The organism is Lentzea albidocapillata (assembly GCF_000719115.1).
Lineage (GTDB): Bacteria > Actinomycetota > Actinomycetes > Mycobacteriales > Pseudonocardiaceae > Lentzea > Lentzea albidocapillata.
Genome location: NZ_JOEA01000013.1, coordinates 228,097 through 244,687, shown reverse-complemented (window position 1 = coordinate 244,687; position 16,591 = coordinate 228,097). Strand labels below are relative to the sequence as shown.

At 70.1% G+C, this 16,591-nt stretch carries 12 protein-coding genes; 2 read left to right on the top strand and 10 right to left on the bottom strand.

Annotated features, from left to right (window positions below):
- Positions 1–4: 4 nt before the first annotated feature.
- The 3 genes from IG04_RS0121215 to IG04_RS42735 are packed head-to-tail and all read right to left on the bottom strand — an operon-like array spanning position 5 to position 5,646.
- Entirely contained in the window at positions 5–3,292 is a 3,288-nt protein-coding gene (locus tag IG04_RS0121215; protein ID WP_030478416.1) for an error-prone DNA polymerase, read from the bottom strand.
- Between the two features lie 60 nt (positions 3,293–3,352).
- Positions 3,353–4,855, bottom strand: coding sequence for a DNA polymerase Y family protein (locus IG04_RS0121210; protein ID WP_030478415.1), 1,503 nt, complete (start codon positions 4,853–4,855; stop codon positions 3,353–3,355).
- Positions 4,852–5,646, bottom strand: a complete 795-nt coding sequence (locus tag IG04_RS42735) for a hypothetical protein (protein ID WP_063758296.1) — start codon at positions 5,644–5,646, stop codon at positions 4,852–4,854. The genes IG04_RS0121210 and IG04_RS42735 overlap by 4 nt, the downstream gene beginning before the upstream one ends.
- 224 nt (positions 5,647–5,870) lie before the next feature.
- On the opposite strand from IG04_RS42735, the gene IG04_RS0121200 reads away from it, so the two are divergent.
- Entirely contained in the window at positions 5,871–6,590 is a 720-nt protein-coding gene (locus IG04_RS0121200; RefSeq protein WP_030478413.1) for a hypothetical protein, read from the top strand.
- A 52-nt stretch (positions 6,591–6,642) separates the two neighbouring features.
- Here IG04_RS0121200 and purH read toward each other — a convergent pair whose 3' ends face one another.
- From purH to IG04_RS0121165, 7 genes are all read right to left on the bottom strand, one after another.
- Positions 6,643–8,214: a bifunctional phosphoribosylaminoimidazolecarboxamide formyltransferase/IMP cyclohydrolase gene (purH, locus tag IG04_RS0121195; protein WP_030478412.1), complete on the bottom strand. Its 1,572-nt coding sequence runs from the start codon at positions 8,212–8,214 to the stop codon at positions 6,643–6,645.
- Positions 8,211–8,828: a phosphoribosylglycinamide formyltransferase gene (purN, locus tag IG04_RS0121190; protein ID WP_030478411.1), complete on the bottom strand. Its 618-nt coding sequence runs from the start codon at positions 8,826–8,828 to the stop codon at positions 8,211–8,213. The genes purH and purN overlap by 4 nt, the downstream gene beginning before the upstream one ends.
- Positions 8,829–8,873: 45 nt before the next feature.
- Complete coding sequence (locus IG04_RS0121185) at positions 8,874–10,376, bottom strand: cell division protein PerM (RefSeq protein WP_245815891.1); 1,503 nt, start codon at positions 10,374–10,376, stop codon at positions 8,874–8,876.
- Between the two features lie 118 nt (positions 10,377–10,494).
- A complete protein-coding gene (locus IG04_RS0121180) occupies positions 10,495–11,208 on the bottom strand; it encodes a DUF5336 domain-containing protein (protein WP_030478409.1) in 714 nt (237 codons plus the stop codon).
- A 175-nt stretch (positions 11,209–11,383) separates the two neighbouring features.
- Complete coding sequence (gene sucD / locus IG04_RS0121175; RefSeq protein ID WP_030478408.1) at positions 11,384–12,271, bottom strand: succinate--CoA ligase subunit alpha; 888 nt, start codon at positions 12,269–12,271, stop codon at positions 11,384–11,386.
- A gap of 5 nt (positions 12,272–12,276) precedes the next feature.
- A complete protein-coding gene (gene sucC / locus IG04_RS0121170) occupies positions 12,277–13,443 on the bottom strand; it encodes an ADP-forming succinate--CoA ligase subunit beta (protein WP_030478407.1) in 1,167 nt (388 codons plus the stop codon).
- A gap of 208 nt (positions 13,444–13,651) precedes the next feature.
- The gene (locus tag IG04_RS0121165) at positions 13,652–15,331 is read right to left on the bottom strand and encodes a hypothetical protein (protein WP_030478406.1); all 1,680 of its coding nucleotides are present in this window, start codon (positions 15,329–15,331) and stop codon (positions 13,652–13,654) included.
- A 125-nt stretch (positions 15,332–15,456) separates the two neighbouring features.
- On the opposite strand from IG04_RS0121165, the gene IG04_RS0121160 reads away from it, so the two are divergent.
- Positions 15,457–16,437, top strand: a complete 981-nt coding sequence (locus IG04_RS0121160) for an esterase/lipase family protein (RefSeq protein ID WP_144065196.1) — start codon at positions 15,457–15,459, stop codon at positions 16,435–16,437.
- Positions 16,438–16,591: the final 154 nt, after the last annotated feature.

Below are 16,591 nucleotides of genomic sequence, written 5' to 3'. Positions count from 1 at the left end.
GGCGTCAGCGGAAGTCCCGTGACTTCGACGGGATCCGCAGGTCCAGGTGCTGCAACCGGTCCGCCAGCAGGCTGACCACGCCGTCGGCCGACTCCACCACGCCCCGCACGAGCATCGCGCCACTGCCGCGCGCCACCCGCCGGTACCGGGCCCACAATCCCGGCGAGCACACGACGTTCACCATCCCCGTCTCGTCCTCGATGTTGAGGAACGTGACGCCACCCGCCGTCGCCGGCCGTTGCCGGTGTGTCACCGCGCCGCCGATCAGCACCCGCGTGCCGGGTTCGGCCGAGGCGAGTGCGTCCACCGGCAGCGCACCCATCGAGTCCAAAGTGGACCTGACGAACTGGGTGGGGAAGCTGTCCGGGGACAGGCCCGTGGCCCAGACGTCCGCCACCGCCAGTTCGACGTCGTCCATGCCCGGCAACGCGGGTGCGTCGACGCCGACCACGGTGCCGGGCAGGCGATCGGACCGGATCGCGGCCACCGCGCCGGCCGCCCAGAGCGCCTCGCGGCGTTCCAGGCCGAAGCAGGAGAAGGCGCCCGCCGTGGCGAGAGCCTCCACCTGGGCCGCGGTGAGCTGCACTCGGGTGCCGAAGTCCTCCATGTCGCGGAACGGTTGTGCGGCAACGATCCGCTCGGCGTCCGCGTCGCCGATGCCGCGTACGGCGGACAGGCCGATGCGGACGGCGTTCCTGCCCTCGAACGGTTCCAGGCCCGCCCAGGGAAGCGACCTGTTCACGCACGGACCGTGTGCCGTCACGCCGTGGCGGCGAGCGTCGATCACCAGCGACTGCGGCGAGTAGAAGCCCATCGGCTGGGCTCTGAGCAGGGCCGCGCAGAACGCCGCCGGGTGGTAGAGCTTGAACCACGCGCTCACGAACACCAGATGCGCGAACGACAGGGCGTGCGACTCGGGGAAGCCGAAGTTGGCGAACGCCAGCAGTTTCGCGTAGATGCGGCCGGCCAGCTCCTCGTTGATGCCCTGGGCGGCGCAGCCCTCGTAGAAGCGGTCGCGCAGGCGTTCCATGCGGGCGGTCGAACGCTTGGCGCCCATCGCGCGGCGCAGTTCGTCGGCCTCGGCGGCGGTGAAGCCGGCCACGTCGACCGCGATCTGCATGAGCTGTTCCTGGAACAACGGCACGCCGTAGGTCTTCTTGAGCGCGTTCTCCAGCAACGGGTGGTCGTAGTCCCACTCCTCCTGCTTGTTGCGGCGCCGGATGTACGGGTGCACCGAGCCACCCTGGATCGGGCCCGGCCTGATCAGCGCGACCTCGACGACCAGGTCGTAGAACTCGCGCGGTTTCAGGCGCGGCAACGTCGCCATCTGCGCGCGGCTCTCCACCTGGAAGACGCCGACCGAGTCGGCCTTCTGCAACATCTCGTAGACGCGCTGGTCGTTGAGATCGAGCCGGCCGATGTCGACGTCGACGCCCTCGTGGTCGCGGACGAGGTCGATCGCGTAGTGCAGCGCGGAGAGCATGCCGAGGCCGAGCAGGTCGAACTTCACCAGGCCGATGGACGCGCAGTCGTCCTTGTCCCACTGCAGGACCGTGCGCTTGTCCATGCGCGCCTTCTCCACCGGGCACACCTCGCTGACGGCGCGGTCGCAGATCACCATGCCGCCGGAGTGGATGCCGAGGTGGCGCGGGAAGTTCTCCAGCTGCGCGGACAGTTCCAGCACGTCCCGCGGGATGTCGCAGTCGTCGGTGGTGGTGCCGAGCGGCCCCCACCTGTCTATCTGCTTGCTCCACGCGTCCTGCTGGCCCGGCGAGTGGCCGAGCGCGCGGGCCATGTCGCGCACCGCGGAACGGGCTCGGTAGGTGATGACGTTCGCGACCTGCGCCGCATGCCTGCGGCCGTACTTCGCGTAGACGTGCTGGATGACCTCTTCGCGCCGGTCGGACTCGATGTCGACGTCGATGTCGGGAGGGCCGTCGCGGGCGGGGGCGAGGAACCGTTCGAAGAGCAGGTCGAAGCGGACCGCGTCGACGTTGGTGATGCCGAGCGCGAAGCACACCGCGGAGTTCGCCGCGCTGCCCCTGCCCTGGCAGAGGATGTCGTTGCGCTTGCAGAAGTCCACGATGTCGTGCACGACGAGGAAGTAGCCGGGGAAGCCGAGCTGTTCGATGATCCTCAGTTCGTGCTCGATCTGGCGGAACGCCTTCTCGTCGCCGTCGGGGTACCGCTGCCGCGCGCCCTCGTAGGTGAGCTCGCGCAGCCAGGTGATCTCGGTGTGGCCGCGCGGCACGTCGAACGGCGGCAGCTTCGGCGCGACCAGCCGCAGGTCGAACGCCAGTTGCATGCCGAGCAACGCGGCGTTGTGCACGGCGCCGGGGAATCGGCGGAACCGGTGGAACATCTCCTCGCCGCTGCGCAGGAACGCGGCGGGTGACGGCGGCAGCCAGCCTGCCATGTCGTCGAGGCTGCTTCGTGCGCGCACGGCGGCCATCGCGGCGGCCAGCCTGCCGCGGCTCGGGGTCGCGTAGTGCACCGCATTCGTTGCCACGACAGGGAGTTGCAGCTTCTGCGCCATCGCGTTGAGGATGTCGTTGCGCCGGCTGTCCTCGGGCAGGCCGTGGTCGGTCAGCTCGACGTGGACACGTCCCTTGCCGAACAGGTCGGTGAGCCGGACGATCTCCTCGAACGCCGCCTCCGGGCCTTCTCTCACCAGCGCCCGGCGCACGGTTCCCTTGCGGCAGCCCGTGAGAACCACGACGTCACCCTTGGTGTCGGCGACGATCTGGTCGATGTCGTAGACGGGCTTGCCCTTCTCGGCGTTGTCGTCGAGGTGTCCGGTGGTGAGCGTGCGGCACAGCGCGTGATAGCCGTCCTGTTGGCGTGCCAGGAGAAGCAGGTGGTCGCCCTCGGGATCCGGCTCGCCGTTGGCGGGCCTGCTCAGTCCGATGCTCAGCTCGGCACCGAACACCGTGTGCATGCCCAGTTCCTTGGCCGCCTCGGCGAACCGCACGACGCCGTACATGCCGTCGTGGTCGGTGATCGCGATGGCGTCGAGCTTGAGCCGCTGCGCCTCCTCGACCAGTTCCTCGGGGTGGCTCGCGCCGTCGAGCCAGCTGAAGTTGGAGTGGCAGTGCAGCTCCGCGTACGGGACGCGCTTGCGGGTGGCCGCCATCTCGTCCGCGTGCAGCGCGAAACCCGGTGGGGCGGCGTAGCGGTCGCGGTGTCTTCCCCACCCCGGACCGTCGCCGCCGTCGGGTTTCTGCTCGTAGGGCTTGCCGGACAGCGCCCGTTCCAGCTCCCGCCAGCGGACCGGTGGGTTATTCCAGCCCATCGGCTTCCCTGCGCGGCAACGGGATCAGGGTCTCCAGCAGGTCCCAGTACTCGTCGTGCATCAGTCGTACACCCCTTCCAGAAACCACCTCTGGTCCCTGCGGATCAGCAGGAACGCCTGGTCGTTCGTCTGCACCTGCATGCGCGCGGCCCGGTGCGGGTCCGGCGCCCACCACCGCTCGTCGACCGGCCACGGCCCGGCCCACGCGGTGATCTCGCGCGTTCTTCCTCTGACGGTCAGGTTCTTCGGCCTCGCGGTGAGTTCGAGCCTGCCGGTCACGCCGACCTCCACACCTTCGGAGTCCTTCAGTTCCGCGGGGTCGTCGGCGAGCGTCGCGGGCGCCCTGGTCAGCCGACCGGGCCACGGGTGGTCCGGGTGCGCGGCCGGGGTTCGCTCGTCACCCCACGGCACGAGCCTGACCTGCTCCTTCGGTCCCCTGCCGCCGTCGATGACCCCGGTGAGCACGCCGTCCGGGCCGAGCAGCCCTTGGACGTGCAGCAACGCACGTACCGCGCGTTCGTCGTCGTGGCCCCACAACCCGAGCTGGAGCGCGGTGCCGTTGACGACCTCGACCGGTTCGAGGGTGAGCGTGCGGATGCCGGAGGTGAGGCGTTCACGGGTGAGCCAGCCGTCGAGCTGCCAGCGCACCCGGTCCGCGATCCCCCTCGGTGTCAGCGGTTCCGCGGCCCGCCACACCCGGCCCAGTTCCTCGTCGTTCTCGGTGCGGGCGTGGATGCCGAGCCGCGTGCACGCGAGACTGCGGGCCGCGAGGTTCTCGTGCAGCCGTTCCGAGAGGATCTTCGCGGCGAACGCGGCGGCGTCGATCCGCTCGACCGGTTCGTCGAAGGTCTCGGTGACCGCCAGCTCCGGCGCGGGCCTGCGCTTGTCGAGCGGGCGTTCGGGCAACCCGCGCGCCAGCCGGTGCTGCCTCGTCGCCGGCCCGCCGAACCGGGACGCCACCGCGTTCTCCGGCACCTCCGCGAACGCGCCGAGCGTCTTCAGCCCGAGCCTCCTGAGCAGGTCGACCAGCTCCGGGGCATCGAGTTCGTGCACTCCCAACGGTCCGAGGAACTCCGCGGTCCGCTCCGGCGGCACGATCACGTTGCGGTGCGCGGCTTTCGTGGCCCCGAACAGACTGTCGGCCACGCCGACCTGGGCCTCTGTCCCGGTGCGGCTCGCGACGTGGTCGACGATCCGCTCGGCCGCCTGCTCCGCGGTCCCGAAGTAGCCGACCGGCCCCTGCGCCGGTACCGCGACCAGTCCGGGCTGCACGACCTCGATGCCGGGCGCGAGCTCCTCGACGGCCTCCGCCACCGGCTCGAAGAACCGGGCGTCGCGCTGCGGGTCGTGCTCGAAGGTGATCAGCTCCGGGCACATCGCCTCGGCCGCGCGCCTGCGCATGGCCCGCCGAATCCCCTCCTTGCGCGCCACGGCCGAGGTGGACACGATCTCGTTGCCGTCGACCACCGCCACCGGCACGTGCGGAGCGGTGCCGGTGGCGGCGCAGGCGGCGATGACGGGCCAGTCGGGGCACCAGACCGCGAGCAGACGCGTGTCCTTCATGCCGACGGGCCCTTCTGCGCCAGCCTGACCAGGCGCTCGACCGCCTCCGTCCGCCTGATGGCGGCACTGTCCGCCCGCTTGGCGGCCAGTTCGTCGGCCCGGCCCGGACCGGCATCAGCCGGCTCGTCGGAGCGGGCCGGTCCACCGGCCACCAGCGGGAGCTCGATCTCTTCCGTACCGAACGTCAGCAACGCGTGCTTGGCCTGCCCTGCCGAGCCACGGCCGCCGCTGCGCACGGTGATCTGCTGGCGCCGCAACGTTTCCGCGCCGTCGCGCAGGGCGTTCCAGCTCACGGACTCCGCGGTCAGCGCCACGTCGGCCGACGGCCAGGTGCCGCAGGCGATGAGCACGGCGCGGCGCTGGCGGGCGCGGGCCGTCAGGCGGCGAGCCAGTGAGGGAGGTAGCGGGCAGGCGACGGCCACCAGGTCCATGCCGTCGAGCAGGGCCGCGATGACCGGGCCCGGGTCGGAACCCGGACGTGGGACCAGCGCCAGGCGCTGCACCGCCACGCCCAGTTCGGCCGCGGCCAGCACCCCGATCTGGGGCAGGCCGACCACGGCGGCCCAGCAGCCGTCGGCGGTCGCGCCCGCCAGGAGGGCGAGCAGCAACGATGTCGATCCGCCCACCGACACCGTGCTGCCCCGCCGCAAGCCGCCCCACGGGAGCAGGCCCGCCAGTTCCCCGCGAACCGGCAGGACCCGCCCCGTGGCGTGGTCGGTGGTGGTGCTGGTCAGCTCGCTGGCCGGGTTCACCCCGAGCGCGGCCAACGACGCCGTTGCCGACCTGGACACTCCACCCACCTCCCGTCACGGACCGTGCGCACCCCTGTGCACGACCGCCGAGGGAAGTTCGGCGACTTGCTTATTCGAACTCCTGTTCGAACGAACGAGATGATCGTAGCGCGTGGACACACCCTTCTGTCAACGCCGGGACGTCACCCTTTTGGTGGACACGGTCACACGCGTCCGGAAGGTCATCTACGGTGCCTTCAGCACTACTGGGAACTGGGGAAACCATGAACCAACCACCTCCGCACGGCTGGCATCAGCAGCCACCGCAGCAGGGCTGGCCGCAACAACAGCACCAGGGCTGGCAGCAACCGGGCTGGGGTCCGCCGCAGCCACCCAAGAAGAGCAAGGCGCCACTGGTCGTCGGCATCATCGTCGGTGCGCTGGTGCTCGCCGGGGTCATCACGGGGCTCGTGCTGTACCTCGACGCCAACGAGGACAGCGGCACCAGCAAGCGCGCCGACAAGCTGCCCTCGTTGTGCGGCAACATCTCCGAGGCCGCGCTCGCCAAGGCGCGCACGACGAACCCGAACGGCCTGGGCTCACGCGAGGCAAAACTGTCGGACGGCACGCGCACGAGCTGCTCGTGGAACCAGACCAAGGGCGTCGACGGCTCCGGTCTGCGCAACAGCAACGTCTACGTCTCCAGCGGGCAGGAGCAGGCGGAGACCGACTTCGACCGGGTCGTCGCCCAGAACATGGCCAACAACCAGGGCACACCGCAGCAGAAACCGCTCGAAGGGCTCGGTGACGAGGCCACGGCCGTGCTGGTGGAGACGAAGTCGGCGTTCACCGAGATCTCGATCATCGTGCGAAAGGGTGACACCGTCGTCGAGGTCGATCTCTCCGGCTGGGACGCGGGCATCTTCACCAACGCCAAGCCCGACGTCGCGGAGCTCGAAGCCGCCGCGAGGGGCATGGCCGAGGAGATGGTCTCGAAGCTCTGACGAAAAAGCGCCGCTCCCCCGACGGAAGCGGCGCTCTTCTCAGCAACGAGGCTCAGTGGGCGAAGTGACGCGTGCCCGTCAGGTAGAGCGTGATGCCCGCCTGCTCGGCCCTGGCGATGACCTCGGGGTCGCGCACCGAACCGCCGGGCTGCACGACCGCGCGCACGCCGGCCTCCAGCAGCACCTCGAGGCCGTCCGGGAACGGGAAGAACGCGTCGGAGGCACCGACCGCGCCCTTGGCCCGCTCACCGGCGCGCTTCACCGCGAGATGCGACGAGTCGACCCGGTTGACCTGGCCCATGCCGACGCCGACGGTGGCACCGTCGTTCGCCAGCAGGATCGCGTTCGACTTCACCGCGCGGATCGCGCGCCACGCGAACTCGAGGTCCGCCAGCGTCTTCTCGTCCGCGGGCTTGCCGCACGCGAGCGTCCAGTTCTCGGGCGAGTCACCGGAGGAGTCGATGGCGTCGCGCTGCTGCAACAGCAGCCCGCCGGACACCGGGCGCATCTCGGCGCCGGCCCTGTCGGGCGCCTCGGCCACGAGGATGCGCACGTTCTTCTTGCGCTGCAACACCTCGACCGCACCGTCCGCATAGGACGGAGCGATGACGACCTCGGTGAAGATCTCCGAGACGAACTCGGCCATCTCCACGGTGACCTCGCGGTTCGCCGCGATGATGCCGCCGAACGCGCTGACCGGGTCGCACTCGTGCGCCTTGCGGTGCGCGTCCGCGATGCTCAGCTCGGACACCGCGATGCCGCACGGGTTGGCGTGCTTGATGATCGCGACGCACGGCAGTTCGTGGTCCCATGCGGCACGCCAGGCGGCGTCGCCGTCGAGGTAGTTGTTGTACGACATCTCCTTGCCGTGCAACTGCTTCGCCGACGCCAGGCCGGTACGGCCGTCGCCCTGCGTGTAGATCGCGGCGCTCTGGTGCGGGTTCTCGCCGTAGCGCAGCACGTTCGACCGGTTCCAGGTCGCGCCGACCCAGCCGGGGAAGCCGCTGCCCTCGTCGTCGGGCGCCAGGGCGTTGCCCATCCACGAAGCCACTGCCACGTCGTAGGAAGCGGTGTGGCGGAACGCGTCGGCGGCCAGGCGCTGACGGTCGGCCAGGGTGAAGCCGCCCTCGCGGACGTTCTCCAGCACCCAGTCGTAGCGGGCCGGGTCGACGACGACCGCGACGTTCGCGTGGTTCTTCGCCGACGCGCGGACCATCGCGGGGCCGCCGATGTCGATCTGCTCGACGCACTCGTCGGCGCTCGCACCCGAGGCGACGGTCTGCGTGAACGGGTACAGGTTCACGACCAGCAGGTCGAACGGCGCGATGTCCATCTCGCGCAGCTGCTGGACGTGCGAGTCCTTGCGCAGGTCGGCCAGCAGACCGGCGTGCACGCGCGGGTGCAGCGTCTTCACGCGGCCGTCGAGGCACTCGGGGAACCCGGTGACCTGCTCGACGGGCGTCACGGGGACGCCCGCGTTCGCCAGCACCTTCGCGGTGCCGCCGGTGGACACGATCTCGACTCCGGCCGCGTGCAGGCCGGTGGCCAGTTCCAGCAGGCCGGCCTTGTCGGAGACCCCGATCAGGGCCCGGCGGACCGGTCGCCTCTCGGCAGGAGTGGTCACGGAATGCTCACCTTTCGTCCGTTCACGGTGCAGCCCTCGCGGGCGAGTCGGCCGACTGTCTCGACGAGCAGCCGGCGTTCGACGACCTTGATGCGTTCGTGCAGGGTGTCCTCGGTGTCGCCGGGTTCGACGACCACGGCCTCCTGCGCGAGGATCGGCCCCGTGTCGACGCCCGCGTCGACCAGGTGCACCGTCGAACCGGTGACGTGCACGCCGTAGGCCAGTGCGTCCCGCACGCCGTGCGCGCCGGGGAAGGCCGGCAGCAACGCGGGGTGCGTGTTGATCATCCGGCCGCCGAAGCGGGCGAGGAACTGCTCGCCGATGATCTTCATGAAGCCTGCGGACACGACCAGGTCGGGCTCGTACGACGCGACCGCCTCGGTCAGCGCCGTGTCCCAGGCCGTGCGGTCGGCGTGGTCGCGCAGCTTCACGGCGAAGTGGGGCACCCCCGCGCGTTCGGCGCGCTTGAGGCCCTCGATGTTGTCGCGGTCGGCGCCGACGGCGACCACCTCGATGGGGAGGTCGGCGTCCAGCAACGCCTGCATGAGGGTTCCGGAACCGGAGACGAGTACGACGACGCGCGCCGGTGTGGGAAGCCGAAGTTCGGTGCTCAGCGTCTACTCCTGGTCGTTGCAGCAGCTCAGGAGCAGCCTATGACGTCACCGTCCCGGCTTGCCGTCCAGGTCCTCCTCGGCCTTCATCCCGAGCATTTCGTCGAACTCCGCATCAAGGTCCTCTTCTTCGCCGAGGTCCTCTTCCGCTTCCGGTTCGGCGTCGTCTTCCTCTTCGCCCTCAACGTCTTCGGGCTCTTCGTCCTCGTCGTAGTAGTCGTCGGTTTCAAGATCCTCGTCGACCTCGAACTCGTCGGAGTCCACGACTTCGAGCTGCTCGAACTCGTCGGTGAGCTCGTCGTCCTCGAACACGACGTCCGGGTCGGCGGTCTCCTCGTCGTAGTCCGGCTCGACGAACTCGGCGGCGTCGTCCGCCGCCACGACCTTCCTGCGGCTGCCGGCGAGCCAGGCCACCAGCGCACCCGGTACCAGCACCCACAGCGCCACGAGCAGCGCGAGCAGGCCGGCCGGCACCGTCACGGGGTCGAACGCGCCGCCCGCCAGCCGTCCACCGGCCGTCGCGGCGAGCACGAGGCTGCCCACGCCCGCCGTGATCGCGGCCACCAGCACCGCGCGCAGCCGCGAGGTCGGCCGGTCGGACACCTTGCGGCAGGTCCAGCCCACCAGTACGCCGATCACCGCACCGCCCGCCAGCACAGCGGGGCTCCACATGAACTCGTTCTCCGGCATGGCCGCCAGCAGCGGCACCGGCGGCACCTGACCACCGACGAACCGCAGCGGCGAGACCTCGACCCCGCCCATCGAGAACCCGGCGCCCACGACGTACGAGAAGCCCGCGATGATCGCGTTCGGCAGATAGCCGAGGCACAGCAGGAACACGCCGAGGCCCACGCCGAACGACGGACCCGCCCCGGCGAAGACCTCGCTGGTGCGCGGCCACGAGGCCGCGAGACCGGCCGCCACGGCCAGCGAACCGATGCTGACCAGCGCGAACAACGCCATGAAGCCGGCGCGCAGCCCGTGCAACGCCACCGGGTCGAGCTTGTCGAACACCACCTCGTACAGGCCGCAGCGGCGGGCCACACCGATGGTGGCCGCGAGACCGGACACCGCCGCACAGCCGAAGAACGCCACGGCCGGTGTGGTGCGTACGACCCCGTCGCCCATCACCAGCGCGATCGCGCCGCCGACGACCGCGTGCGATGCGGCGATGCTGAGCACGACACCACGGACCTGCAGCGGTTCGTAGAGGCCCAGGCGGTCGGCGGTGCCCGCGGCGGTGCGGCCGACCAGCAGCATCAGCAACGCGGTGGGCAGCAACGGCAGCACGCCGAGCTGGCCCGAGTCGAAGCGCAACGGCACGTGGTGCGCCGCCAGCCAGGCGGGCGCGGCGGCGCTGAGCACACCCGACGTGGAGAAGTCGGCGTACGTGGCGGTCGCGGAGACCAGCGCGAGGACCGCGGCGACCGCGGCGTATCCGACGACCACCGATCCGACCGCGGCGGCGACGAGCACGCGCATGCGTTCGGACCGCGAGAACTCCGGTGGGCGCACGGTGTTGACCTCACGGGTCACATCGCGTTGCAGCACGGGCACTTCTCCACTGTGTCAGGCCGGCTGGGCCATTCAGGGCAGGCACGCCGGGTCATACGACAGGGGTGGCACCGGAGAACCGGCACCACCCCTGAGGTCGAACGGTGTGCGGACCTTACTGCTGCGGTCCGCCGAAGCCACCGGGCGGCGTGCCCGGCGAGCCGAACTGGCCCGGCTGCGGCATGAAGCTGGTCTGCTGCGGCGGCTGACCCGGCTGTGCGGGCTGCTGCGGCTGCTGACCGAACTGCTGCTGCTGGCCGAACTGCGGCTGCTGCTGCGGGGCCTGCTGCTGGGGCGCACCGTGCTGCGGGTGCTGACCCTGCTGCGGGAACGCGCCGGACTGCGGGTTCCAGCCGCCCGGCTGGCCCTGCTGCTGGCCCGCGTACGGGTTCGCCGGCTTCGGCTCGAACTTGACGATGCCCTCGGCGAGCAGGAACGCGAGCACGACCGCGGCCGTCTCGAGCAGCGCGACGATGAGCAGCACGATGTCGAGGCCCTGCACGGACGGCGACTTGATGATGCCCTGCAGCTGCAGCAGCGTCTGCACGGCCGCCAGGACCGCGGCGACCGGGACGAAGCCCTTCGGGGTGCTGGGGAGCACCGAGAGGCCGGCGAGCAAGCCTGCGGCGAGCAGATACGTCACGTTGCCGCTGACGTCGTCAGCGAACGCGACGAGGTACGCCACGAGACCGAGACCCGCCGCGGCCAGCGGGAGGATCAGGGCCAGGTTGATGTTGTTGGCGCCGGCGGCCCCGTGGGCCGGCGGCGGAGCCTGGTGCTGTGCCGGACCCGGCGGCTGCTGTTGGGGTGCGCCGTAAGGCACGGACATGTCGAGGTCTCCTCCTCAAACCAGGGTGCGTCGATTGACGCTAGCAGTGCTCTGCACCCGCTACTAAGACGATGGACCGATCATGCCGGTTCCGCCATACGAGCGAGGGCCGGACTCCGAAAGTACTCCCGGAATCCGGCCCTGTGTTGCCTGGCGTGTTCTGAGTCAGAAAACCTCAGAGACCCTGCATGATCTCGCGCATCAGGTCGGCCGTCTCGGACGGCGTCTTGCCGACCTTGACGCCGGCGGCCTCGAGGGCCTCCTTCTTCGCCTGCGCGGTGCCCGCCGAGCCCGAGACGATGGCGCCGGCGTGGCCCATGGTCTTGCCCTCGGGAGCGGTGAAGCCCGCGACGTAGCCGACGACCGGCTTGGTCACGTTCTCCTTGATGTACGCGGCCGCACGCTCCTCGGCGTCGCCACCGATCTCACCGATCATCACGATCGCGACGGTCTCCTCGTCGGCCTCGAAGGCCTCCAGGGCGTCGATGTGCGTGGTGCCGATGATCGGGTCGCCACCGATGCCGATCGCGGTGGAGAAACCGAAGTCCCGCAGCTCGTGCATCATCTGGTAGGTCAGCGTGCCGGACTTCGACACCAGACCGATCTTGCCGCTGCCCGCGATGTTCGCGGGGATGATGCCGGCGTTCGACTTGCCCGGGCTGATGATGCCGGGGCAGTTCGGGCCGATGATGCGGGTCTTGTGGCCCGTCGCGACGGCGTGCGCCCAGAAGTAGGCGGTGTCGTGCACCGGGATGCCCTCGGTGATGACGACGGCCAGTTCGATCTCGGCGTCGATCGCCTCGACCACGGCGGCCTTCGAGAAGGCCGGCGGGACGAAGATCACGGTCACGTTCGCGCCGGTGGCCTCCATGGCCTCCTTGACGGTGCCGAAGACCGGGAGGACGGTGCCGTCGAAGTCGACCTTCTCGCCCGCCTTGCGCGGGTTCACGCCACCGACGATGTTCGTGCCGGACGCGAGCATGCGCTTGGTGTGCTTGGTGCCCTCGGCACCGGTCATGCCCTGGACGATGACCTTGCTGGTCTCGTTGAGGAAGATAGCCATCTTGGTCAGACCCCCGCAGCCGCGAGCTCGGCGGCCTTGGCGGCCGCGTTGTCCATCGTGTCGACAACGGTCACCAGCGGGTGGTTGGCGTCGGCGAGAATCTGCCGGCCCTCCTCCACGTTGTTGCCGTCGAGGCGGACGACGAGCGGCTTGGTGGCCGAGTCGCCGAGGATCTCCAGCGCCTTCACGATGCCGTTGGCGACGGCGTCGCACGCGGTGATGCCACCGAAGACGTTCACGAAGACCGAGCGGACGGCCTCGTCGCCGAGGATGACGTCCAGGCCGTTGGCCATGACCTCGGCGGACGCGCCGCCACCGATGTCGAGGAAGTTCGCGGGCTTCACGCCGTACTGCTCACCGGCGTACGCGACGACGTCCAGCGTCGACATCACGAGACCGGCACCGTTGCCGATGATGCCCACCTCGCCGTCGAGCTTGACGTAGTTGAGGCCCTTCTCCTTGGCCTTCGCCTCGAGAGGGTTCTCGGCCGCCTTGTCGACCAGCTCGGCGTGGGCCGGGTGGCGGAAGTCGGCGTTCTCGTCGAGCGTGACCTTGCCGTCGAGCGCGACGATCTTGCCCTGCGGGTCGCGGACCAGCGGGTTGACCTCGACGAGCGTGGCGTCCTCCGCGACGAAGGTCTCCCACAGCTTGACGATGACGTCGACGACCTGGTCCTTGACCTCGGCCGGGAAGTTCGCCGCGTCGGCGATCTCCGTGGCCTTGGCCTGGTCGACGCCCTTGATGGCGTCGATGGCGATCTTCGCGAGGGCCTCGGGCTTGGTCGCGGCGACCTCCTCGATGTCCATACCGCCCTCGACGCTCGCCATGGCGAGGAAGGTGCGGTTGGCGCGGTCGAGCAGGAAGGAGAAGTAGTACTCCTCCGCGATGTCGGAGGCGGGCGTCACCAGCACGCGGTGAACGATGTGCCCCTTGATGTCGAGGCCGAGGATGGCCTTGGCCTTCTCCTCGGTCTCCTCGGCGGTGGAAGCGAGCTTCACACCACCGGCCTTGCCGCGGCCGCCGGTCTTGACCTGGGCCTTGACGACGACGGCCTGGCCGAACTTCGCGGCGATGGCCTTGGCGTCTTCGGGGTTGGTAGCCACATCGCCCGGCAGTACCGGGACGCCGTGGGCGGCGAAGAGATCCTTCGCCTGGTACTCGTACAGGTCCACTCGGGTCTCCTGCGACGTCGGTGTCGGAACACCGCGCCTGGGTGGTCCTCAAGGGGCCAAGCGAACCCACTTGACGCGGCTGGGCCCAGACACTATCGACCTGCGGCTACCGCTCGCACGCCACCACCGGTGAGGTCGGTCTCAACGGCGGTGAGGTCGATCACGCGCACGCGCGCGTTGCAGGAGAACGCGAGTTCCAGGACACGTTTCAGCGGGTCGAACGAGCTCCCATCAAACCGGCCGCGACCAGCAGAGCCGCGATGGACGCCAGCGCGAGCCAGGTGCCGGGTGCGGCCACCGCGCCCTCGACGCGATCACCGGTCAGCGGCAGCTCCAGCGCGCGGACGCCGAGCAGCAGAGCCGTGCCGGCGAGCGTGGCGGCACCGCGAGCGGGCCTCGACCTGAACGCCAGCACGAGGGTCATGATCAGCAGCGTGAGGGAGATCAGCAGCGTCCAGGAGACCGCGGGGTCGCTGTCCGGGATCAGCGTGGGCGACGTGTACCGGTCGCCGCGCATGGTCGGCAGCACGAAGGCGCCGACCGCGAAGAGTCCCGCGAGCAGCACCGCGCCGAGTTCGGTCACCGGCACCTGCTCCTTCTTGACCTCGCCCGCGTTCTCCCGCTCGATCGCGCCCGCGAGGCCCGTGCAGGCGAGTGCCAGCAGGCCGAGCGGGGCCTCGACGACCATCAGCCAGAACCCGGCGCCCGGTTGCGCGACGCCCACCTGACTCGCCGCCACCACCACCTCGGTCATGCCCGCCGCGGCGAGTTGCATGGCGAGGTAACCGCCCAGCAGTGCCGGACGCACCACCGCGGCCGCGGCTGGCACGAACAAGAGGAGTCCGAGCACGCCGAACGCGAGTCCGGCCACCCACAACAGGTTCACGGACGCCAGGCCGGGTGCCGTGCCGCCGGTGGTGAGGACGAGCTGCGGCAGAAGCGCGCCGACCAGCATCGCGACGGCGGCGAGGACGGCGAAGACGCCGGCGGTCACGTGCATCCGGCCAACAGAAGGCAGCTCGGGGTCGTGCGTCTCGTCGCGCTTGCCGCGCAGCAGTCGCAGCGTCCGGCCGAGGAGAGGCACGGCGGGCAGGAGAAGAGCGGCGGTGAACACGGAGACCGATCCCGCGCTGATGCTCAGGCCCGGCGCGACGGTACCCACGGCCAGAGGGGGCACCACGACGGCGAGGAGGGACAACGAGACGCCGATCGTCCCGCCCTGACGGGTGTCCGGGTCGGGCGAACTGGCCGCGAGCGCGGTCGCGAGCGGCGCGGCCACCGCGACCAGCAGTCCGCCGATCAGCCCGAGCACCGGCAGTTCCCACGGCCCCCGGTCCAGCTGGAACGGATCGATCGAGATGATCGGCTTGCCCAGCAGGCCGATCGCGGCGATCGCGGCGATGAGCACGGGGAAGGCGACCAGGGTCGGCGGCTCCGACTCGTCGGCGGGCATGCCGGCGCGACCCGCCGAGAGCGCGCCGCCGGCGATGACCAGCACGTGCCCGGCGATCAGCAGCCACACACCGGTCGACGGCGTGACGGCGACCAGGGTGTCCGGCCGGAACAGCTCGGGCCTCGCCACGTCCATCGCGTCGAGCACGATCTGGAAGTCGCTCAGCAGCCGGCCGACCGCGAAGACACCGGCCGCCGCGATCAGCCCCGCCGCCACGAACGGGCGCCCGCGCATCAGCAGCACACCCGCGACGACCGGCGGCAACAGCGCCAGCAGTGCGAGCAGGGGCCACGACGTGAAGGCGGGCTCGGCGCCGTCGACCACGCCGAGCAGCGGCCCGAGTGTCAGGAGGAGGGAGCCTGCGGCGGCGAGTGCCCACGACGTGCGCAGCCTGGCGGCCGCCGGGGTCTGGTTCTCGAGCTCGGTGCGAGTCATCGCGGGCGAACCTAGCAACACCTGTGTGTGGTCGCGCGTGACCTATTAAGACGAAATTCGTTCGCGTGTGGAAAACAGCCGCCGGGTACTCCTAGCCCGTGACTTCATCACCTACCGTCGCTCATATGAGCGAGAGCGGCCGGTCGTGGATCACGCGTCTGACTGACGCGGCTCTCGACCGCGCCGGCTGGGGCGTCCACACGGCCCGGGACGTCGCGGAGGAAGTAAAGGTCGCGCTGCGGGCGATGGCCACGCCCGGCGGCATGCGCGGGGTCGCGATGGAAGCGGCCTGGCTGACGGCCCACGCGGTGCTCTACCCGTGGGGTGCGATCACCGAGCAACTGCGGCCGGACGGCCAGTACCGGCACTACCGCACCGACGGCCTGCCACCCCGTCAGCGCGGGCTGGTGGTTTCGGCGATGGACGCGGCGGGCACCCCGATCGTGTTGGTGCATGGCATCGGGGACAACCGTTCCGCCTTCGCGGTGCTGTCGGGGGCGCTGCGAAGGCGGGGCTTCGGTGTGGTCCACGCCATCAACTACAGCGTGCTGACGGCGTTGACCGGGGACGTCCGCCGTTCCGCCGCCCTGCTCGGCGCGCACATCGAGCGCATCTGCGAGCAGACCGGTTCCGAACAGGTGCACGTGGTCGGCCATTCGCTGGGCGGGCTCATCGCCAGGTACTACGTGCAACGGCTGCACGGCGACTCACGCGTGCGCTCACTCGTCACTCTGGGTACACCGCACAACGGCACCCTCGCCGCCTATCTGCTGCCGACGCCGCTGACCCGGCAGCTGCGGCCCGGCTCCGAGTTGCTCACGGAACTCGCCGAGCCCTGCCGGCCGTGCCGCACGCGCTTCGTCGTGGTCTGGTCGGAGATGGATCAGGTCATCGTGCCTCAGCGCAACGCCCGGCTGGAGCACCCGTCGTTGCTCATCGAAGAGCATCAGATACGTGATTCAGGTCACCTCTCTTTGCCGGTTGACACGAGGACGCTTCACGTAGTTGTGACGGCCATCACCCGATCGGATGACTTGTCAACTCACCCCATCGCCGCTGGCGGTGAGGCGTGTCGGCCGTCTCAGATCACCGATCGTCACAGTTGACAGATAAAAGCCGCAGGTCGACGCCCATTGGGGGGACATAACGAACTGGGGTTTGCCCTCCGAGGCTCCGCGCCGTTATCGTCCCCCGGTCCGTTGTCACGGTCTGATCACAGAAGGACACCGAGTCAGAACCCCGAATTTTGACTCACCGGGA

What these genes read in the sequence shown, in the direction of transcription:
- IG04_RS0121160 (WP_144065196.1), top strand. Translation starts at nt 15,457, where the DNA reads ATGAGCGAGAGCGGCCGGTCGTGGATCACGCGTCTGACTGACGCGGCT.
- IG04_RS0121165 (WP_030478406.1), bottom strand. Translation starts at nt 15,331, where the DNA reads ATGACTCGCACCGAGCTCGAGAACCAGACCCCGGCGGCCGCCAGGCTG.
- IG04_RS0121210 (WP_030478415.1), bottom strand. Translation starts at nt 4,855, where the DNA reads ATGAAGGACACGCGTCTGCTCGCGGTCTGGTGCCCCGACTGGCCCGTC.
- IG04_RS0121215 (WP_030478416.1), bottom strand. Translation starts at nt 3,292, where the DNA reads ATGGGCTGGAATAACCCACCGGTCCGCTGGCGGGAGCTGGAACGGGCG.
- sucD (WP_030478408.1), bottom strand. Translation starts at nt 12,271, where the DNA reads ATGGCTATCTTCCTCAACGAGACCAGCAAGGTCATCGTCCAGGGCATG.
- IG04_RS0121180 (WP_030478409.1), bottom strand. Translation starts at nt 11,208, where the DNA reads ATGTCCGTGCCTTACGGCGCACCCCAACAGCAGCCGCCGGGTCCGGCA.
- IG04_RS0121200 (WP_030478413.1), top strand. Translation starts at nt 5,871, where the DNA reads ATGAACCAACCACCTCCGCACGGCTGGCATCAGCAGCCACCGCAGCAG.